Source organism: Mesorhizobium sp. M0909, assembly GCF_040319515.1.
Taxonomy (GTDB): Bacteria; Pseudomonadota; Alphaproteobacteria; order Rhizobiales; family Rhizobiaceae; genus Mesorhizobium.
Genome location: NZ_JAMYOA010000012.1, coordinates 1 through 20,442, shown reverse-complemented (window position 1 = coordinate 20,442; position 20,442 = coordinate 1). Strand labels below are relative to the sequence as shown.

Sequence of the window (20,442 nt, the reverse complement as noted above, 5' to 3'; positions counted from 1 at the left end):
CCGCCCCGTTCATTCTGCGACCATCTCGGCCAGGCGGCGTACGGTGTTCCAGTTGCGCGAGGTGCCGATGCCCAGGCGTTTCTGACTGACCGCTGCAAGCAGCCGCGAACTCGGCGTCTCGCGCGAAAAGACGATCCAGATGTCGCCGCCGACAATCCGCAGCTTCTCGCCCTCGCCGGCATAGGCCTCAAGCGCCGCGGCGGCCTCGTCGCGAACGGGCGCCCGCATCACGCGCACCGCCACCTGGTCCGCGGCCTCAGCCGATTCGGCTGGGAACGGATTGCCGGCCGCCAGCTTCAGCCAGCCGTCGGCGCGGCGCACGACGATGTCGACGTGGCGGCCGAAAGTCTTTGCGAACGCCGCCTCCAGCCGCTGCTCCAACGCCGCAAGTTCTGTTTCTTGCGCCTCGAAAACAAGATTGCCAGTCGCCACCAGCGTGCGCGGGTTATTCAGGCCCAGGCCTTCGGCCATCGCCTTCAGATCGGACATGACAACCCGCCGCCCCTCGCCCAGGACAATGCTGTAGAGCAGCGCGACGTAAGTTTGCATGGGCGGCTAGTCTAGACCAGCCGCGACTGCTCTACCGCCGCCTCGATGAAGCTGGCAAACAGCGGGTGTGGATCGAGCGGCCGGCTTTTCAGCTCGGGATGGTACTGCACGCCGATGAACCAGGGGTGGTCTGGATATTCGACCGTTTCCGGCAGCACGCCGTCCGGCGACATGCCGGCAAACACCAGGCCGCAATTCTCGAGCCGCTCCTTGTAGTCGACATTGACCTCGTAGCGGTGACGATGGCGTTCGGAAATCTGGGTATCGCCATAGATCTCAGCGATCTTCGATCCCTTGGCGAGGTCGGCCTGGTAGGCACCGAGCCGCATGGTACCGCCAAGGTCGCCGGTTTCCCTGCGCTTTTCCAGCATGTTGCCCTTCAGCCATTCGGTCATCAAGCCGACGACCGGCTCCTCGGTCGGGCCGAACTCGGTCGATGATGCGTGCTCGACGCCGGCCAGCGAACGCGCCGCCTCGATGCAGGCCATCTGCATGCCGAAGCAGATGCCGAAATACGGCACCTTGCGCTCGCGCGCGAACTTCGCCGCCAGGATCTTGCCCTCCGAGCCGCGCTCGCCAAAACCGCCGGGGACGAGAATGCCATGGACCTTCTCCAGCCACGGCGCCGGGTCTTCCTTCTCGAATATCTCGCTTTCGATCCAGTCGAGCTTGACCTTCACCCGGTTGGCAAGGCCGCCATGCGACAGCGCCTCGATCAGCGATTTGTAGGCGTCCTTGAGGCCCGTATATTTGCCGACGACGGCAATGGTCACTTCGCCTTCCGGATTGTGGATGCGGTTGGACACCGCTTGCCACCGTTCCATGCGCGGCTTCGGCGCCGGATCGATGCCGAAGGCGGCCAGCACTTCCGAATCCAGCCCTTCATTGTGATAGGCCATCGGCACGTCGTAGATGTGCGGGACGTCGAGCGCCTGGATGACGGCGCTTTCGCGGACATTGCAGAACAGCGACAGCTTTCTGCGCTCTTCCTTGGGGATCGGCCGGTCGGCGCGGACCAGCAGTATGTCGGGTGCAATGCCGATGCCGCGCAACTCCTTGACCGAATGCTGCGTCGGCTTGGTCTTCAGTTCGCCTGCCGTCGGAATGTAAGGCATTAAGGTCAGGTGGACGTAGACGGCGTTGTTGCGCGGCAGGTCGTTGCCGAGCTGGCGGATCGCCTCCAGGAACGGCATCGCTTCGATGTCGCCGACGGTGCCGCCGATCTCGCACAGCACGAAATCGTAATCGTCATTGCCGTTGAGGATGAAGTTCTTGATCTCGTCGGTGACGTGCGGAATGACCTGCACGGTGGCGCCGAGATAGTCGCCGCGCCGCTCGCGCTCGATGATGTTCTTATAGATCCGGCCGGTGGTGATGTTGTCTTGCTGGTTGGCCGAGCGGCCGGTGAAGCGCTCATAATGGCCAAGATCGAGATCGGTCTCGGCCCCGTCATCGGTCACGAAGACTTCGCCGTGCTGATAGGGCGACATCGTGCCGGGATCGACATTGAGATAGGGATCGAGCTTTTTGATGCGTGCGCGATAGCCCCGCGCCTGCAAGAGAGCCCCAAGGGCCGCCGCAGCAATGCCTTTTCCAAGTGAGGAAACCACGCCGCCTGTGATGAATACATATCGCGCCATGGGAGTCATCGCTTAACGCGGCCGAATTGATTCCGCCAGAGAAAAAACCGCCGCGAAGGCTTTTTCCCAAGAAGGCGCTCTGGTCGTTGGCGTATCAAAACAAAAGGGCCGGCGAGGCCGGCCCTTTTGGCACGATCTGTCAAAGCGTCAGATGATGACGACTTTGGTGCCTACTTTCACCCGGCGGTAAAGGTCCATGACGTGCTCGTTGATCATGCGGAAGCAGCCATTGGAGGCGCTGGTTCCGATCGACTGCGGCGCGATGGTGCCGTGAATGCGCAGGTGGGTATCCTTCTTGCCGTCGTAAAGATAGATGGCGCGCGCACCGAGCGGATTGTCGCCGCCGCCGGGCATACCGTCCTTGTATTGGCCATAGTGCTTGGGTTCGCGCTTTTGCATATCCAGCGTCGGAATCCAGCGCGGCCATTCCTGCTTGTCGCCGACGGCAACCGTACCCTTGAACTGCAGGCCTTCCCGGCCGACCGCGATGGCATAACGGCGGGCGGTTGACGATGATTCGACGAGGTAGAGACGGCGAGCGCTGGTATCGATGACGATGGTGCCCGGGTTGTAGCCAGTGAATTCGACCTCCTGCGGCACGAATTCCGGCTTGACCTTGAACTGCCGCTTGGCCTGCTTCCTTTCGAGTGCGGCGTCGAGCGCGCGTGTTTCCGGAAGCAGCGACATTGACGACGAAGTTGTGCCGCCGAACAGTCCCGCGAACAGCCCGACGCTCTGCGGCTTCTGCCCCACCGGTTCGCTGCGCAACTCGCCATTGTTGCCGGTCAGGGCAACGTTCATGGCCTCGGCCGGGATCGGCTCGGCCGACTGGATCGGCGCAATCGGTTCGATGATGTTGAGGGTCTTCTTCTTCTTGGCTGGCGTAGCGTCAGCCACCTTCGCCGCCGCGAGCGGCTGGCTCTTCTTGGCAAGGAATGCCTGCCGTTCCGCATCGGCTTTGGCTTTCGCCGCCTCCCGCATCGCCAGCTTCCTGGCTTCGAGTGCTTTGGCGCGAGCGGCTTCCTTGTCGGCTGCGATCTTGGCTTCGATCTTGCGGATCTGCGCAAGGTCGTCCGGCGTCGGATCTTTCTTCTTCTTGAGAAGCTTCAATTGCGCCGCATCGCTTTTGGCAGCGACGTTGACGACGTCGGTTGTTGCTGCGGCTTTATGGGCCGAGTTTGCCGTCGGCATGGCCGCGTAAGCGGGCGCACCTAGGCTGAGCACGGCACAAAGGCCGGCAAAAATGAAGCTGCGAAGCTGCATGGGGAAGATCCGATCGTTCAATGCTTGTTGCCCACGGCATCGCCCGGCGCCCCCCAAGGACGCCGAGAATGCCGCGTGCAACCTATAATCGATTAGCCGGAAGCGCCTCAAGCGCGCGGTGCGGTCGAATCTTCGTGATCGTGCGGCATTTGCCGCGACTGTGTTCAAACGACAACAGATCGCGGCATAAGATGCCCGATTACTGGTTGGGGACCTGCGGCGTGGCCGGCGCGGTGGCGCCGTTTGTCGCTGGCGGCGTCGCCGGAGCGGTTGCCGGCGGCGTCGTTGCCGCGCCATTGCCGGACGGCGGGGTCGGCGCCGTGGTGCCCGAAGGCGGCGTCGGCGTCGTGGTTCCGGGCAATTGGTTGAGTACGCCCTTGCCTGCCCCGTCCGAGGTCGCCGGCACGCGATCGAGAATGTCGATCGGCTTCTCGCCATAGCGCGCTACGATCGACAGTGTCAGCGAAGTGACGAAGAAAGCTGCGGCCAGGATCGCCGTCGCCCGCGTCAGCGCATTGGCGGCGCCACGCGCGGTCATGAAGCCCGATCCGCCGCCGATGCCGAGGCCGCCGCCTTCGGAGCGCTGCAGCAGCACCACGCCGACAAGCGCGAGCACGACCATGAGGTGGACGACGATCAGTACGGTTTCCATAATTTATCCTGGCAAGGCCTGGTGCGGCCGCTGATTTGGAGGCGGCTCAATACAATGCTTTGACGGCATTTCCAAGCCCGTGGCCGGAATATGGGAAGCAATGCGTCCTTTGCAACGATTTCGGCGCCGGCCGTCCGCTCAAATGCAGCAAGCAGCCTTGTATCAAGCGATGTTTCGATAGGCTTCCGCGATGCCGAGGAAGTCCGCCGCCTTTAGGCTGGCGCCGCCGACCAGCGCGCCATCGACATTCCTGACGCCTAGCAACTCGACGGCGTTGGACGGCTTGACCGAGCCGCCGTAGAGAATGCGCATCTTGGCCGCCGTATTGCCGAGCTTCCGGGCCAGTTCTTCGCGGATATGCGCATGTGCCTCGGCGACGTCGGCGGCGGTCGGGGTCAAGCCGGTGCCGATCGCCCATACCGGCTCATAGGCAATGACGGTGTTGGAAGCCGTGGCGTTTGGCGGGACCGAGCCAGCGACCTGGCGCGACAGCACGTCGAGCGTGGCTCCTGCTTCGCGTTCGGCTCTTGTCTCACCAATGCAGATGATGGCCACCAGCCCGGCACGCCATGCGGCGGAGGCCTTGGCCTGCACTAAGGCATCGTCCTCCTTGCGATCGGCGCGGCATTCGGAATGGCCGACAATGACATGGCTGGCTCCAGCATCCTTCAGCATCTCGGCCGAAATGCAGCCGGTATAGGCGCCGCTTTCCTCGGTGTGGCAATCCTCTCCGCCGGCCCGCACCGGTGTGCGCGACAGAATCTCGGCGGCGTGCGCAAGTAAGGTCGCCGGCACGCAGAGCACCGCTTCGGTCTCGGCGTCGAGCCCGCTCATGAAGCCGTTGCCGATCATCCTGAGCTCGTTGAGCGAGGCGCTGGTACCGTTCATTTTCCAGTTGCCGGCGACGAGCGGGCGGATTCCAGGCGTCATGGGATTGTTTCTCCGGGCAATTTCCAGCTGGCCCTCACTATCAAAATCAGGCCACAAAGCAATCGACAGTGAGCAGGAAGGGCGCTATTGCGCTTGTTTCAGACTCGGCGCATGCGAAATGCGCAAAAATCGGAAGTACTCATGCTTGGTATGTTGAGAAGTGCGGCGGGGACCTGGGTCGCGAAACTGCTGCTGTCATTGTTGGTGTTGAGCTTCGCCGTCTGGGGTATCTCGGGACGGCTGATGGGCGGTCTTGCCGGCCATGACGCCGTGATCACGGCCGGAGGCACCAAGGTCTCTATCAACGAATACCGCCTCGCCTACGATCGCCAGCTCAGCGTCATGTCGCAGCAATTCGGCCAGCGCATCAGCCGTGAGCAGGCGACGGCGCTCGGCATCGACAACCAGGTGCTGGCGCAACTCGTATCGGGTGCCGTCCTCGACGAGCAGGCCCGCAAGCTCGGCCTCGGCCTGTCCAAGGACCGGCTCGCCGAACTGACGCGTGAAGACCCGGCGTTCAAAGGGCCTGCCGGAACCTTCGACAGGAGAACGTTCGAGTACCTGCTTCGGCAGATCGGCATGCGGCCGGAAGACTATTTGAAGAACCGCGCCCAGGTCGCGGTCCGCCAGCAGATCGTCGAGGCGGTTTCGGACGGCCTCAAGGCCCCTGATACATTCTTCAAGGCGGTCGCGCTCTATCGCGGCGAAGATCGCACCATCGACTACCTGACCTTGCCGAAATCGCTTGTCGAGCCGATAGAAGCGCCGTCCGACAGCGTGCTTTCGGCCTATTTCGAGGAAAACAAGAAAACCTACGCCGCTCCCGAATACCGCAAGTTCTCCTATGTCAGGCTCGAGCCGGAAGACATCATGGATTTGAGCGCGGTGACCGACCAACAGGTCAGCGACGACTACAACAAGAACAAGGCGCGCTACACCACGCCGGAGATGCGCACCATCGAGCAGCTTGTATTCAAGACGCCTGATGCCGCAAAGGCGGCGCTCGATTCGCTCAGGACCGGCGCGACCTTCGACAAGATCGTCGCCGCCGAGGGCAAGACCCCGGCCGACACGCTGCTCGGCACGCTGGCCAAGGACAAGATCGCTGACAAGGCGGTCGCCGACGCTGCCTTCAAGCTCAACGTCAATGAGGTCAGCCCGGTCGTACAAGGCGCATTTGGTCCCGTTCTGCTGCGCGTCACCGAGATCAAGCCGGAAGTGGTGAAGCCGCTGGCCGAAGTATCCGAGCAGATCCGCAAGGACCTGGCACTGGGCGAGGCAAGCCGCATCTTGCTGGACGTGCACGACAATTACGAGGATACGCGCGCCTCGGGCAGTTCGCTCGCCGAGGCAGCCGCCAAATTGAAGCTGAAGGTCGTCACCATCGACGCCATCGACCGCACCGGCCAACGGCCGGATGGAAGCATCGTCAAAGACCTGCCGGAATCGCCGGCGCTCATCAAGGCGGTGTTCGAATCCGAACCCGGAACCGACAATGAAGGTCTCACCACCGCCGATAACGGCTTCGTCTTCTACGACGTGAGCGCGATCACGCCGGCCCGTGACCGCACGTTGGACGAAGTCCGCCAGAAGGTCGTGGCCGACTGGACCGCGGCGGAGACCACCAAACGGCTCACCGCAAAAGCACAAGAGCTCGAGAAGCGTCTCAAGGCCGGCGCCACGCTCGAGGTGATCGCCGGTGAGCTCAAGCTCGAAAAACAGACCAAACGCGGCGTCAAGCGCGATGCTGACGACGTCGATTTCGGCAAGGAAGGGGCCGCCGCGATGTTCGGCGTCGGCGAAGGCGGCACCGGGCTGATCCCCTCGCCCACCGGCGACGGACAGATCCTGTTCAAGGTTGCCGAGGTATTCGAGCCCGCCGGGGCCGACGCCAGCTCAGTACCCCAGGACGCACAGAAATCCTTCACATCCGGCATGTCCGACGACCTGCTCGACCAGTTAGTAGCGCAGTTGCAGACGCAATATGACGTCCGCATTGATCAGACTGCCGTAACCCAAGCCCTGGCCAGATGAGCGCACTGAAGATCCACATCGCCAAGGTCGCCGCCGGCAGCGCTCTTTCTTTCGAGGAGGCGCGCGAGGCCTTCGACATTATCATGTCGGGCGATGCTACTCCGGGCCAGATAGGCGGCTTCCTGATGGCATTGCGCGTGCGCGGCGAGACCGTCAGCGAGATCGCCGGCGCTGTCGCCACCATGCGCGCCAAGATGCTGCGCGTCGAAGCCCCCGAGGGCGCCATCGACATTGTCGGCACCGGCGGCGACAATTCGCACAGCGTCAACATTTCGACCGCATCCGCCTTCGTCATCGCCGGCAGCGGCGTGCCCGTCGCCAAGCACGGCAATCGCGGACTGTCCTCGCTGACCGGCGCCGCCGATGTGCTGATCGCATTGGGCGTCAAGATCGACATCCCTCCGGAGACGGTCGGCCGCTGTATTCACGAGGCCGGCGTTGGCTTCATGTTCGCTCCGGCGCATCACCCGGCGATGAAGCATGTCGGCCCGACCCGGGTCGAGCTCGGCACCCGCACCATCTTCAACCTGCTGGGCCCGCTTTCCAATCCGGCCAGTGTCAGACGGCAGATGATCGGCGTGTTCCTGCCCGAATGGATCATGCCGGTGGCAGAAACGTTGAAGGAGCTTGGCGCCGACCACGCCTGGGTCGTCCATGGCGACGGCTATGACGAGATCACCACCACCGGCGAAACGCAGGTCGCCGAATTGGCCGGCGGCGAGATACGCAGCTTTGTGCTGACCCCGGAAGCAGTCGGGCTGACGCGTCACACCAAGGACGAGTTGCGCGGCGGCGACGCCGCCCACAACGCCCAGGCACTGCGCGACATGCTGGGCGGCGCCGCTGGCGCCTTTCGCGATACGGTGCTGATGAATGCCGGCGCCGGGCTGGTGGTAGCCGGCAAGGCGACGACGCTTGCCGACGGCATGGTAACGGCGGCGCAGGCCATCGACAGCGGCCGCGCGCTGAAAGTGCTCGACAGGCTGGTCGAGATTTCGAACGGTTAAAACCATGTCCGACATCCTGCGCAAGATCGAGGCTTACAAGCGCGACGAGATCGCGGCGGCCAAGGCACGCGTGCCATTGGTCGAGATCAAGGCACGGGCGACGGATGCCGACGCGCCGCGCGGATTTCTTTCCGCCCTTGAAGCAACGCGCAAATCCGGCGGGTTTGCGCTGATTGCCGAAATCAAGAAAGCTAGCCCATCCAAAGGCCTGATCCGCGCCGATTTCGATCCGCCGGCGCTGGCCAGGGCCTATGCGAAAGCCGGTGCCGCCTGCCTTTCGGTGCTGACCGACACACCCTCTTTCCAAGGCGCGCCCGAATTCCTCACCGCTGCGCGCGCTGCCGTCGAGTTGCCTACCTTACGCAAGGATTTCCTGTTCGACCCCTATCAGGTCTACGAGGCCAGGGCATGGGGCGCCGATGCCATCCTGATCATTATGGCCAGCGTCGACGACGCGTTGGCAAGAGAACTCGAAGCGACAGCTTTCGGGCTCGGCATGGACGCGCTGGTCGAAGTGCATGACGAGGCTGAAATGGAACGCGCGCTGCAGCTGTCGTCGCGGCTGATCGGTATCAACAACCGCAATCTCCGGACCTTCGAAACTACCCTGGAGACCTCGGAACGGCTGGCAGCGATTGTGCCGGCCGACCGCCTTCTGGTCAGCGAGAGCGGTATCTTTTCGCATGACGATTGCCTCCGGCTGGAGCGGAGCGGCATCGCCACTTTTCTGGTCGGCGAGAGCCTGATGCGTCAGCAGGACGTGGCTGCGGCAACGCGCCTGCTGTTGACGGGCAAGGCGCCGGCAGAGGCGGTCTGAGATGGCGCCCGCCCTCACCCATCTTGGCGCGCAGGGCGAAGCCAACATGGTCGATGTCGGCGACAAGGCTGAGACGGTGCGCACGGCAGTCGCGGAAGGTTTTGTCGCGATGCGGCCCGAGACGCTGGACGTGATCCTCGCCGGCGACGCCAAGAAGGGCGACGTGCTGGGCACCGCGCGCATTGCCGGCATCATGGCGGCCAAGAAGACGCATGAGCTGATCCCGCTTTGCCATCCGCTGCTGCTGACCAGGATATCTGTCGATATCGAGCCGGACGTCGCACTGCCCGGCCTGAAGGTGACGGCATTGACCCGCGTCACTGGCAAGACCGGCGTTGAAATGGAGGCCTTGAGTGCCGTCTCGGTCGCTTGCCTGACCATCTACGACATGGCCAAGGCGGTCGACCGCGCCATGGTCATCTCCGGCATCAGGCTGGTTGAAAAGACCGGCGGTAAATCCGGCGACTACAAGATCACCGGGGCCACCGAGGCAGGCCGCTAATGGCGCTGGTCCCAGTTGCCGAGGCGCTCGAGCGCCTGCTGGACGGAGCAGTTGCGCTGCCGGGCGAACGTGTCGCGCTGCTGGATGCCGCCGACCGCGTGCTGGCGGAGCCGGTTGTGGCGCTCCGCACCCAGCCGCCGTTCAACGCCTCCGCCATGGACGGCTATGCCGTGCGGGCGGCTGACATCGCGTCCCTACCCGCAAGGCTTTCGGTGATCGGCATAGCGCCGGCCGGACGCGGCTTTGCCGGAACGGTGCAGCAGCGGCAGGCCGTGCGCATCTTTACCGGCGCGCCGCTTCCCGAAGGCACCGACACTATCGTCATCCAGGAGAACGTCCGCGACCTCGGCGGCGGCAGCGTCGAAGTGACAGAGCCGACGGTGCAGGGGCGCAACATCCGCCGCCTTGGGCTCGATTTCGCCAAGGGCGATGTCCTGCTGCCCAAAGGCCGCCTGCTCGATTCGGCCGCCTTGTCGCTGGCGGCATCGGCCAATCACCCCGAGGTCGGCGTGGTCAAACGGCCGCTGGTCGCCATCATCGCCACCGGCGACGAATTGCTGCCGCCGGGCAGCGAGCTTGGCCCCGACCAGATCATCTCCTCTAACGCCTATGGTGTCGCTGCCGCCGCACAGTCGGTCGATGCGCGGGCGCTCGACCTCGGTATCGCGCCGGACCGCAGGGAGGCGATCGCGGCATTGGTTGAAAAGGCCGTGAAGGCTGGCGCGAACGTCATCGTCACGCTGGGCGGTGCCTCGGTCGGCGACCACGACTTCGTCCATGACGTGCTGACCGGGCAAGGCATGACGCTCGATTTCTGGAAGATCGCCATGCGACCGGGCAAGCCGCTGATGTTCGGGCGGCTGGGCGACGTTCGCTGCATCGGCCTGCCCGGCAACCCCGTGGCGAGCCTGGTCTGCGCTCAGCTCTTCCTGAAGCCGCTGCTGGCACGGCTCGGCGGCCGCGCCTTTCAGCAGGATATCCGTCGGGCACGGCTCGGTGCTGCCATGCCGGCCAACGATCTCAGGCAAGATTATGTGCGGGCTGTTGTCACAGACGACGCTGGTGCGCTCGTGGCGACGCCGTTCGGCATCCAGGACTCCTCGATGCTGAAAATGCTGGCCGATGCCAACGGGCTGATCGTCCGCGCGCCGTTCGCGCCTGCTGCGGCGGCGGGCTCCCCCTGCGACGTGCTGATGCTACGCTGAACCTGCCTCACTCCGAAATCAAGGTCCGGGTCAGCGGATGGTCTGGATCGGCCAAACCGTCGATGATGTTGAAATGATGCCGGTCGGGCTCGACTACGGAGCTGGTCGCGGCACCCAGGCCGATCCAGATGTTGGCCAGCAACGCGCTCTGGCGCAGGAATTCGGCGCGCTCGCCGCCGCCGGCCCAGCAGGTCAGGCGGGCCTTTTCCATCGGGCGCAGCAGCACCGGACTTTCGGCCTGCGCCTCGGCCTCATCGATCGCCAGCGTCTCGTTCATGCCGGTGCGCATGATCGGGCGCAAATCATGCACCCCCGAGATCGACACCACGTGACGAACGCGCCGGACCACTTCGGGCGCCAGCGGCGTCGTCCTGGTAACCATCCGGCTAACAAGATGGCCGCCGGCCGAGTGCCCGGTCAGCATCAGCGGCCCTGCGACCATCGCCGCCGCCTTGCCTATCGCCGCGCCGACTTCCTTGACGATGCTGCCAATGCGTATCTGCGGACAGAGCGTGTAGGACGGCATGGCAACTGCATAGCCGCGATCAACAGCGCCCGCGGCAAGATGTGACCAGAAACTCTTGTCGAATGCCATCCAGTAGCCGCCATGGACGAACACCACGACCCCCTTCGGCTTGGTGGCCGGCAGGAAAAGATCGAACCGGTTGCGTGGGTTATCGCCATAGGCCAGGTCGAGCCGCGCCCTGCCCTCGGTCGAAAGCGCCTCGCGGAAAACCTGCGCGGGCTCGACCCAGGCCGCCGGCCAGCGATCGCTGCCGGCTATGTTGGCGCCGTTGGCATAGGCGTTGTCCCAATCGGCAATGTGACGTTCGAACACCCGGCGCCCTCCCTTGCAATATGGCCTTGCAACCTAGCCGCGAGCATCGCGCGGCGCGTCGTCGCCAGCCTCACGATTCCAGCTCTCGCATGAATCTCAAGTGACAGCCGCCTTGATGGCGAAGCGCGCATCCTTCCACGCACCGGTGCGCAGGATGTCCTCAAGCACTTCGACGGCCTGCCAGACATCGGCATAGCCGACATAGAGCGGGGTGAAGCCGAAGCGCATGGTCGATGGCGCGCGAAAATCGCCGATCACACCACGTTCGATCAGCGCGCGCATGATCTGGTAGCCATGCTCATGCATGAATGAAATCTGGCTGCCGCGTTTTTCCCCGTCGCGCGTGCTTTCGAGCGTTAGCCCGTAAGCGCCGCACTTTGCCTCGACAAGCTCGATGAACAGATCGGCCAGTGCGATGCTCTTCTTGCGCACCGCAGTCATGTCGACATCGTCCCAGACGTCGAGCGCGCCCTTCAGCGTGCGCATCGAAAGGATCGGCTGGGTGCCGCACAGAAACCGGCGGATGCCGGTGCCGGCCGCATAGCCTGGCTCGAAGGCGAAGGGCCGTGCATGGCCCCACCAGCCGGTGAGCGGCTGCTGGATATCGGAAAGATGCCGCTCAGCCGCATAGATGAAGGCAGGCGCGCCCGGGCCGCCATTCAGATATTTATAGGTGCAGCCAACGGCAAAATCGGCGTTGGCTTTGTCGAGTTCGACTGGCATCGCGCCGGCGGTGTGGCAGAGATCCCAGACGATCATCGCCCCGGCTTCCTGGGCCCTGCGCGTCAGCGCCGGCATGTCGCGCAGTTCGCCCGATTTGTAGTTGACGTGGTTGACCAGCACCACGGCGGTGCGTTCGTCGATCAGCTCCTCAATGGTCGGCGCGTCGACCCCCGAGAGGTGCAGCAGCGCATCTTTTCGCGTCGAAACCACACCCTCCGCCATGTAGAGGTCTGTCGGAAAACTATCGCCCTCGGCGACGATGGCCTGCCGCTCCGGTCGCATGGCCATGGCTGCGTGCAACAGCTTGTAGATGTTGACCGACGTCGTGTCGCAGACCACCGTCTGGCCGGCCGCGGCGCCGATCAGGCGCCCGAGCTGGTCGCCAAGTTCAAGCGGCATGTTGAACCAGCCGGCCGTGTTCCATGCGCGGATGAGATCATGCGACCATTCTTCGGTCGCGGCCTTGTACAGTTCATCGAAAGCGGCACGTGAAGCAGCTCCTAGCGAATTGCCGTCGAGATAGATCACTCCTTGCGGCAGCACAAAGCGGTCACGTATCGCGCCCAGCGGATCCGCGGCATCCATCGCCTTTACGGCCACGAGATCGGGAATTCCCGTCATGATTTGCCTGCTCCCCCAAAATCCAACGCAACGCCGGACACGCATCAACTGTTCTTCCATTACCGGGTAGCGCGTAGCAAGGCTCCACCGGCGAGAAGCAGCAGGCGGTGGAAACCGGGACTTAACCCCGAGGTTGGCGCTTTGAGTTCGTTTCGTTCACGGTGCATTGACCAAACCGCACATTCGATAGGGGTTCACTTCCGTGCCCTTTGCCGGCGGACGGCCGATGCCAATGCGCCCTTCCGGGACGCCAGAAGGGCGCAAACGAAAGCAGAATCAAGGCGATGAGGCTCGCGGCGGCGAAAATACGGTACGCCGGTAGGGGACGTCGTTTGTTTCCCGAGCCTTAACGTATTCATTAAACTTTAAACAGTTGCGGAACACAACTGGAACAGATAGTGTCTGTTCTGGGTTTGTTTTCTGATTCTGTTGGGGGTCGCTATGCTGACACGCAAACAACACGAACTGCTTATGTTCATCCACGAAAGGTTGAAGGAAAGCGGTATCCCACCTTCCTTCGACGAGATGAAGGAAGCGCTCGACCTGGCTTCCAAATCCGGAATCCACCGACTGATTACGGCGCTGGAGGAGCGCGGCTTCATTCGCCGTTTGCCCAACCGGGCCCGTGCGCTGGAGGTACTACGCCTGCCTGACTCGATCGCCCCCGGCCTCAATGCGGCACGCAAGTTCTCGCCGAGTGTCATCCAGGGCAGTCTTGGGCAAGGTGCCCCTCGGCAGGGCAAGCCGACATCGTCGCGCGTCCCTGCAGCCGGCAATGACGATGATGTCGTCGCCGCCGTTTCGATCCCGGTAATGGGCCGCATCGCCGCTGGTGTGCCGATCGATGCTATCCAGCACCAGACGCATTCGATTTCGGTGCCGCCGGATATGATCATGGGCGGCGAGCATTATGCGCTCGAGGTCAAAGGCGATTCGATGATCGAGGCTGGCATTTTCGACGGCGACACGGTGATCATCCGCAACGCCGATACGGCGAGCCCCGGTGAGATCGTGGTGGCCTTGGTCGACGAGGAGGAAGCGACGCTGAAGCGGTTCCGCCGCAAGGGCGCCTCGATCGCCCTGGAGGCCGCCAATCCGGCCTACGAGACGCGCATCTTCGGACCAGACAGGGTCAAGGTGCAGGGCAAGCTCGTTGGGCTGATCCGCCGCTACTGAGTTGCGCCCTTGGTGCCGGCTTTTGGATTGTCGGCCCTGCGGTATGGCGGCAGGCCGCGCGCCGCGCGTGAAAATTTCCGCTGCACGTGCCAGGGCCGGTATGATTTTTCGACGGCGAAGCGGATTTCGGCGCGTGTTGCCGCTTGTGGATCGAAATAGACGGCCGCACTTCCCGCGCGCGCCAGTTGCCGTTTGGTGACGACGAGGACCAGCCGGTCGTAGTAGCAGGGATTATGGGCGGTGGCGTCGTCGATGACGATCAAGCTGGCGAAGGCGCAGGCTGGCCGTGCGGTATCGCGGTCCTTGGCTTGCGCAATGATCGCGCCGGATGGATGCCTGGCGAGGCAGAGACCGTCCGTGCAAATGAACGGCATGCCCGGCGGTAGGTCGGCCGGATCGGCAATGTCGAATTGCGGATCGTTCTTTCCAGGTGTTTCCGGCGCGACGATAGCCTCTGATGTGAGCGCGCGTTTCCAGTTGTCGATGGTGAACTCATTCGGGCGTGCCCGGTTGACCGCGAGCTCACCGCTGCCGATCGGCAGCGCGACCAGCCGTGCGTCCTCCGAGATCAATACGTCGGGTACGCGCGTCTGCGTTGTCGTTAGCAAGCCAGCGAGCGCAAAAGGAATTGCCGCGAGCCGCAACCAGGTCGTCGCCATGCTGGCAATGACGAGGGCGATCGTCACCAAAAGGACAGATCTCAGCGAAATCAGTCCGACCGCATCGATCGGCGAGCGCTCGGAGATCCACCCGGACAGGGCGATCATCGCCGTCAGCCCGTTGCCCATCACGTAGAGGAAAGGCCCATCCGCGCCGAACGGCATCGCCAGCGCGCTGAGCACGGCAAAGGGCATGACGACCAGTGAGACGATAGGCATGATGGCCAGATTGGCGAACAGGCTGAGCGGCGCTACGCGCTGGAAATGCCATATGGCGAAAAGCGCCGTGGCGCTCCCTGCAATGATCGAGGTCATCGCCAGGCCGCCCATGCCCAGCAGGACCTTTCGAGTGGCCAAGCGTAGCGGCGATCGCCGGGGCGGCGGCGTGGTGGCCCTGCCGGTGCGGTAATCGGACCAGCCGGCATAGGCGCCGACAAGGGCCGCCGTCGCGGCGAAGGACATCTGGAAGCTCGGACCGACCACCTCGTGCGGCGACACTACGATGACCGCGATGGCCGAGATCGCCAGATTGCGCATGGTGAGCGCGGCCCGGTCGAACAGCACGGCGATGAGCATCACCGCCAGCATGATGAAGCTGCGTTCGGCCGCCACCACAATGCCGGAAAAGACGAGGTACGCCGCAATCGAAAAAAGCGCGGCGGCGGCGGCATATTTTTTGACCGGCCGTCGCGATGAGAAGTCGGGAAACAGCGCAAAGGCACCGCGCAGCAGCGCCATGATGGTGCCGGCGACCAACGCCATATGCAGCCCCGAGATGGAGATGATGTGGTAGATGCCTGTACGCCGCATCGCTTCGTTGATCTCCTCGGGAATGCCGGCGCGCACGCCAACGATCAGCGCAGCAGCAATCTCGCCCTCGGCGCCGCCGATGCGGCTGCGGATATGGTCGGCGATGGATTCGCGCGCGTCTTCGATCGCGGAAGAAAGCCGCGCGGCAAGCGGCATGCTGCCCGACGCCACGACTTTCGGATTCCCGAGAAAGAAGCCGCTGCCGCCGATGCCCGCGAAATAGCTGTCGAAGGAGAAATCATAGCTGTCGGGCCGCACCGGGCCGGTCGGCGGCAGCAACCGCACATAGCCGGCGATCTCGGAACCAGCGGCCAGCTCAGCCGGTATCTTCATCGCCGAAATGCGGACCCGTTCCGGCATGTAGCGCAGCGTCGGCCTGGCGGTTGAGATCACATCGATCGTCAGCCTGATGCGGCCGCTAGCCATGGGTTCGTACGATACGACGCGACCCGTCAGCCGCGTCGAGATTTCAGAACCGAGCACATGCGTCCCGACACGCCAGGTCTCGAACTTGGCGGCAAGCACGCCAAGCGCGCAGAGCAGCGCCACCATGAAGCACAGGCGGGTTCTGGGCCATGACCGCGACATGACGGCACAAAGGGCCGCGAGGAGCACGATTGCGATCGGCTGCGGAAAGGCTGGCTCCGCCGACAGCGCGAAATATACGACCACCCCGCATGCGAGGAACACCGGCACCAGCAGGAAGGCGACGCCACGGTCGAGTTCCAGGCCGGCTGCCGAGGTTACGCTGTTGCGGATGCGGGACGGTGACGGGAGGCGGAAACGCCGGCGTAGGCGCACGATGGGCTCGGACGCAGGCACCGGAACCGTTGCTAGGTCGCTGGCCGGCAGCGACGGAGCATCGAAGCGCGGAGCGGGCAGCAATGCCGGTGCCGGCAGGACAGGCAGGGGAGCGGCGAACAGCAAGCGTTCGCTGACGCCGCTGCCAGCGTCCTCGCCCTCGCCCGCACCACGGCCTCGCACAGCCATCGGGTCTGCCCCTTGCGCCCTCGACCTCCTATGCTACATGAACGCGCAACGCGCGAAAGTCCGCAAACCCACTTCCTTGGCCCGCCTGAGAGTTCCATGCCCGATAAGGTCGTCACCCGTTTTGCCCCCTCGCCCACCGGTTATCTGCATATTGGCGGCGCGCGCACGGCGCTGTTCAACTGGCTGTATGCCAAGCACACAGGCGGCACGATGCTGCTGCGCATCGAAGACACCGACCGCGAGCGCTCCACCGATGCGGCAACCGCGGCCATTCTCGACGGGCTTTCCTGGCTTGGCCTGACATGGGACGGCGAGCCGGTGTCGCAGTTCGAGCGTGCGCCGCGCCATCGCGAGGTGGCCGAGGAGCTCGTTCGCATGGGCAAGGCCTATTATTGTTATGCGACGCCTGCCGAGCTGGAAGCAATGCGCGAGAGCGCACGGGCCAAGGGGCTGCCTCCCCGCTATGACGGACGCTGGCGCGACCGCGACCCGTCGGAGGCGCCGCCCGGCGCCAAGGGGGCGATCCGCATCAAGGCGCCGACAGACGGCGAGACGGTGGTGCATGACCGCGTCCAGGGCGACGTGCGTTTTCCCAACAAGGATCTCGACGATTTCATTATTCTGCGCTCGGATGGCAATCCGACCTACATGCATGCCGTCGTCGTCGACGATCACGACATGGGCATCACCCACATCATCCGCGGCGACGATCATTTGACCAACGCCGCACGCCAGACCGTAATCTACCAGGCCATGGGCTGGGAGGTGCCGTCGATGTCGCATATCCCGCTGATCCACGGTGCCGACGGCGCCAAGCTGTCGAAGCGGCACGGTGCGCTTGGCGTCGAGGCCTATCGCGCCATGGGCTACCTGCCGGAGGCGCTGCTCAACTATCTGGCGAGGCTTGGCTGGAGCCACGGCGACGATGAGATCATGTCGATTGCCGACATGATCGCATGGTTCGACATTGGCGATGTCAACAAGGGCGCCGCCCGTTTCGACTTCGCCAAACTCGAGGCGCTCAACGGCGTGCATATGCGCCGGATGAACGACGCGGCGCTGCTCGACATCTTCATCGCCACTCTGCCCTATCTCGAAGGCGGCCCGGCAATCGCCGCCCGCCTCGACGACAGACGCAAGGCGCAACTGCTTGCCGCTTTGCCCGGCCTGAAGGAGCGCGCCAAGACGCTGGTCGAACTTGTTGAAGGGGCTGCATTCCTGTTCGTCGAGCGGCCGCTGCCGGTCGACGAGAAGGCGGCGGCGCTGCTCAGCGGTGAGGCGCGCGCGATCCTGCGGGGCGCTCATGCGGCACTGGCCACGGTTTCGGACTGGTCTGCCGCCTCGGCTGAAGCCGCGATCCGCGACTACGCGCAGGCCGGCGGCCATAAACTCGGCGCTGTGGCCCAACCTTTGCGCGCCGCGCTCACCGGCAAAAGTACCTCGCCAGGTGTCTTTGATGTGCTTGCCGTGCTGGGCCGCGAGGAAAGCCTGGCGCGGATCGCTGATCAAATCGATTAGCGAACTGGCCCAAGAAGATTGGCATTGAAAGGTGTGTTTCGCAGTGCAACATTGGGCCTTGGCCTAATCTGGCGCGCAGATACAATTGCGGGCGCAAATGTGCATATTCCGATGCTTTTGACGTGTTGGGTTCAGATATTTTGCCTTTGCCGGCCTGAGGAAACAAAAAGGAGTTTGCTATGACCGAACCTGCGACGAAAATGGAATTTGGCGGCAAAACCCAGGCATCGACGGCAAAGCTGGAGCTCGGCGGCAAAACCCATGAATTCAAGATCCGAAGTGGTTCGGTAGGACCTGACGTCATCGACATCGGTTCGCTCTACAACACCGCCGGCGTCTTTACCTACGATCCCGGCTTTACGTCGACGGCGAGCTGCGAATCGGAAATCACCTTCATCGATGGCGATGCCGGCATTCTTTTGCACCGCGGCTACCCGATCGACCAATTGGCCGAGCACGGCGACTTCCTCGAAGTCTGCTATCTCTTGCTCTATGGTGAACTGCCGACCAAGGCGCAGAAGGACGATTTCGACTACCGGGTGACGCGCCACACCATGGTGCATGAGCAGATGTCGCGCTTTTTCACCGGCTTCCGCCGTGATGCGCATCCGATGGCGGTGATGTGCGGCGTGGTCGGCGCGCTGTCGGCCTTCTATCACGATTCCACCGACATCTCGGATCCTTATCAACGCATGGTCGCCTCAATGCGGCTGATCGCCAAGATGCCGACAATCGCGGCGATGGCGTACAAATACCACATCGGCCAGCCGTTCATTTATCCGAAGAACGAGCTGAATTTCGCAGCCAACTTCCTGCATATGTGCTTCGCCGTGCCTTGCGAGGAATACAAGATCAATCCGGTGCTGGCGCGCGCGATGGAGCGCATCTTTATCCTGCACGCCGATCACGAACAGAACGCCTCGACTTCGACCGTCCGCCTGGCCGGCTCGTCGGGCGCCAATCCCTTTGCCTGTATCGCTGCCGGCATCGCCTGCCTGTGGGGTCCCGCACATGGCGGCGCCAACGAGGCAGCGCTGAACATGCTGGGCGAGATCGGCCATGTCGATCACATCCCGGAATTCATTGCGCGCGCCAAGGATAAGAACGATCCGTTCCGATTGATGGGCTTTGGCCACCGCGTTTACAAGAACTACGATCCGCGTGCCAAGATCATGCAGAAAACGGCGCACGAAGTCCTGGGCGAGCTCGGCATCAAGGACGATCCGCTGCTCGACATCGCCATGGAGTTGGAAAAGATCGCGCTGACCGATTCCTATTTCATCGAGAAGAAGCTCTACCCCAACGTCGATTTTTATTCCGGCATCACCCTTAAGGCGCTGGGCTTCCCCACCACCATGTTCACCGTACTGTTCGCGGTCGCCCGCACCGTCGGCTGGATCGCGCAGTGGAAGGAGATGATCGAGGATCCGCATCAGAAGATCGGTCGCCCACGCCAGCTCTATACTGGCGCGCCGGAACGGGATTACGTGCCGATCGCGAAGCGGTGAAGATAGCGAGTAGCGAGTAGCGAGTAGTAGCTGAAGCAGCTTGGCCGTTACCGCCAGCACCATTTCCTACTCACTATTCACTATTCACCACTTCCTCACCATATCCATCACCACCCCCGCAGCAATCTCGCCTGACGGCGTGGCGGTTGCCATACGCCTGGCAATGTCGGCAAAACCGTGCTTCTGCCAGGTGCGGTAGGCGGTATCGGAGAACAGCGCTTCCAGTTGCCGCGCCAGATAATGCGGCCGCACATATTGATTGTAGTGTTCCGGCACAACCGGCCGGTCGGCAATGAGATTGGGCAAAGCTGCGCTCCATACTTTGATCAGCGGCTGCGCCATGCGCATGACCGGATCGAGCCGGTAGCAGGAGATCATCGGCACACCTGCCAGTGCAAGTTCCAGCGATACCGTCCCCGACGCGATCAACGCCGCATCCGCCTTGCCGAAGGCCTGCCATTTGCGTTCGGCATCAAGGATGATCTCCGGCTTCTCATCCCAGCTCGCAACCGAGGTCCTGACCAGGTCGGCGACGTGCGGGACCGTCGGCAACAGCAGGCGCAAGCGGTGCCCGCGCGCCCGCAGGATCGACACCGTCTCGCCGAACGGCCCGACCAGGCGTCGCACCTCGCCGCGACGCGAACCGGGCAATACAAGCAACGTTTTGACGTGATCTGCGGACAAGTCACGCGGCTGCGCCTGCGCCCTGGCGGCACTGACTATGCCCGGATCGTGTGCAAGGCGATGCCCGACATAGGTCCCGGGCGGCCCGCCCAGGCGAGCGAGTTCCTTCACCTCGAACGGCAGAATGCAAAGAATGTGATCGACATACGGTTTCATCGCCGCCGCCCTGCCCGGCCGCCAAGCCCACACGCTCGGGCAGACATAGTGGACGATCGGGATAGTCGGATCGGCGGCACGCACCTTTTTGGCGACGCGCAGCGAGAAATCCGGACTGTCGATGGTGATAAGGCAATCGGGCTTTTCACCGGCAATCGCG

At 63.3% G+C, this 20,442-nt stretch carries 17 protein-coding genes; 8 read left to right on the top strand and 9 right to left on the bottom strand.

What is annotated here, in order from left to right; translation table 11 throughout:
* Nucleotides 1–9: 9 nt before the first annotated feature.
* The 5 genes from NKH83_RS19090 to tpiA all read right to left on the bottom strand — a co-directional run bounded on the left by NKH83_RS19090 (nucleotide 10) and on the right by tpiA (nucleotide 5,034).
* Nucleotides 10–549: a DUF1697 domain-containing protein gene (locus tag NKH83_RS19090; protein ID WP_352806674.1), complete on the bottom strand. Its 540-nt coding sequence runs from the start codon at nucleotides 547–549 to the stop codon at nucleotides 10–12.
* Nucleotides 550–560: 11 nt separating this feature from the next.
* Entirely contained in the window at nucleotides 561–2,189 is a 1,629-nt protein-coding gene (pyrG, locus tag NKH83_RS19085; RefSeq protein ID WP_352806671.1) for a CTP synthase, read from the bottom strand.
* 147 nt (nucleotides 2,190–2,336) lie between these two features.
* Nucleotides 2,337–3,452 (bottom strand): L,D-transpeptidase, encoded by a 1,116-nt coding sequence (locus tag NKH83_RS19080; protein WP_352507307.1) that lies wholly within the window; start codon nucleotides 3,450–3,452, stop codon nucleotides 2,337–2,339.
* A 199-nt stretch (nucleotides 3,453–3,651) separates the two neighbouring features.
* A complete protein-coding gene (gene secG / locus NKH83_RS19075; RefSeq protein ID WP_254817294.1) occupies nucleotides 3,652–4,104 on the bottom strand; it encodes a preprotein translocase subunit SecG in 453 nt (150 codons plus the stop codon).
* A 162-nt stretch (nucleotides 4,105–4,266) separates the two neighbouring features.
* The gene (tpiA, locus tag NKH83_RS19070; RefSeq protein WP_352507308.1) at nucleotides 4,267–5,034 is read right to left on the bottom strand and encodes a triose-phosphate isomerase; all 768 of its coding nucleotides are present in this window, start codon (nucleotides 5,032–5,034) and stop codon (nucleotides 4,267–4,269) included.
* 141 nt (nucleotides 5,035–5,175) lie between these two features.
* On the opposite strand from tpiA, the gene NKH83_RS19065 reads away from it, so the two are divergent.
* From NKH83_RS19065 to NKH83_RS19045, 5 genes are read left to right on the top strand one after another with little or no spacing between them, the layout of a single operon-like run.
* Nucleotides 5,176–7,068, top strand: a complete 1,893-nt coding sequence (locus NKH83_RS19065) for a SurA N-terminal domain-containing protein (RefSeq protein WP_254817296.1) — start codon at nucleotides 5,176–5,178, stop codon at nucleotides 7,066–7,068.
* On the top strand, nucleotides 7,065–8,075 hold the full coding sequence (gene trpD / locus NKH83_RS19060) for an anthranilate phosphoribosyltransferase (RefSeq protein ID WP_352806667.1): 1,011 nt from the start codon (nucleotides 7,065–7,067) through the stop codon (nucleotides 8,073–8,075). Before NKH83_RS19065 ends, trpD begins: the two co-directional genes overlap by 4 nt.
* Nucleotides 8,076–8,079: 4 nt before the next feature.
* Entirely contained in the window at nucleotides 8,080–8,892 is an 813-nt protein-coding gene (trpC, locus tag NKH83_RS19055; protein WP_352806664.1) for an indole-3-glycerol phosphate synthase TrpC, read from the top strand.
* A gap of 1 nt (nucleotide 8,893) precedes the next feature.
* On the top strand, nucleotides 8,894–9,394 hold the full coding sequence (gene moaC, locus NKH83_RS19050) for a cyclic pyranopterin monophosphate synthase MoaC (protein WP_352806661.1): 501 nt from the start codon (nucleotides 8,894–8,896) through the stop codon (nucleotides 9,392–9,394).
* On the top strand, nucleotides 9,394–10,599 hold the full coding sequence (locus NKH83_RS19045; protein WP_352806658.1) for a molybdopterin molybdotransferase MoeA: 1,206 nt from the start codon (nucleotides 9,394–9,396) through the stop codon (nucleotides 10,597–10,599). Before moaC ends, NKH83_RS19045 begins: the two co-directional genes overlap by 1 nt.
* A gap of 7 nt (nucleotides 10,600–10,606) precedes the next feature.
* Here NKH83_RS19045 and NKH83_RS19040 read toward each other — a convergent pair whose 3' ends face one another.
* Both NKH83_RS19040 and kynU read right to left on the bottom strand, forming a co-directional pair.
* Nucleotides 10,607–11,437, bottom strand: a complete 831-nt coding sequence (locus tag NKH83_RS19040; protein WP_352806655.1) for a hormone-sensitive lipase — start codon at nucleotides 11,435–11,437, stop codon at nucleotides 10,607–10,609.
* A gap of 96 nt (nucleotides 11,438–11,533) precedes the next feature.
* Nucleotides 11,534–12,781 carry a kynureninase gene (kynU, locus tag NKH83_RS19035; protein WP_352806652.1) on the bottom strand — a complete coding sequence of 416 codons (1,248 nt, stop codon included), beginning with the start codon at nucleotides 12,779–12,781 and terminating at the stop codon, nucleotides 11,534–11,536.
* 441 nt (nucleotides 12,782–13,222) lie between these two features.
* On the opposite strand from kynU, the gene lexA reads away from it, so the two are divergent.
* Nucleotides 13,223–13,957, top strand: coding sequence for a transcriptional repressor LexA (gene lexA / locus NKH83_RS19030; protein WP_023674949.1), 735 nt, complete (start codon nucleotides 13,223–13,225; stop codon nucleotides 13,955–13,957).
* On the opposite strand, the gene NKH83_RS19025 is transcribed toward lexA, so the two are convergent.
* Nucleotides 13,951–16,416, bottom strand: coding sequence for a ComEC/Rec2 family competence protein (locus NKH83_RS19025; protein WP_352806649.1), 2,466 nt, complete (start codon nucleotides 16,414–16,416; stop codon nucleotides 13,951–13,953). The genes lexA and NKH83_RS19025 overlap by 7 nt on opposite strands.
* Before the next feature lie 96 nt (nucleotides 16,417–16,512).
* On the opposite strand from NKH83_RS19025, the gene gltX reads away from it, so the two are divergent.
* Both gltX and gltA read left to right on the top strand, forming a co-directional pair.
* Complete coding sequence (gene gltX / locus NKH83_RS19020; protein WP_352645652.1) at nucleotides 16,513–17,934, top strand: glutamate--tRNA ligase; 1,422 nt, start codon at nucleotides 16,513–16,515, stop codon at nucleotides 17,932–17,934.
* Between the two features lie 179 nt (nucleotides 17,935–18,113).
* Nucleotides 18,114–19,442 (top strand): citrate synthase, encoded by a 1,329-nt coding sequence (gene gltA, locus NKH83_RS19015; RefSeq protein ID WP_254817305.1) that lies wholly within the window; start codon nucleotides 18,114–18,116, stop codon nucleotides 19,440–19,442.
* An 84-nt stretch (nucleotides 19,443–19,526) separates the two neighbouring features.
* Here the strand turns inward: gltA and NKH83_RS19010 are convergent.
* Nucleotides 19,527–20,442, bottom strand: a 916-nt coding sequence (locus NKH83_RS19010; RefSeq protein ID WP_352806645.1) for a lipid-A-disaccharide synthase, incomplete at its 5' end; no start/stop codon positions are given.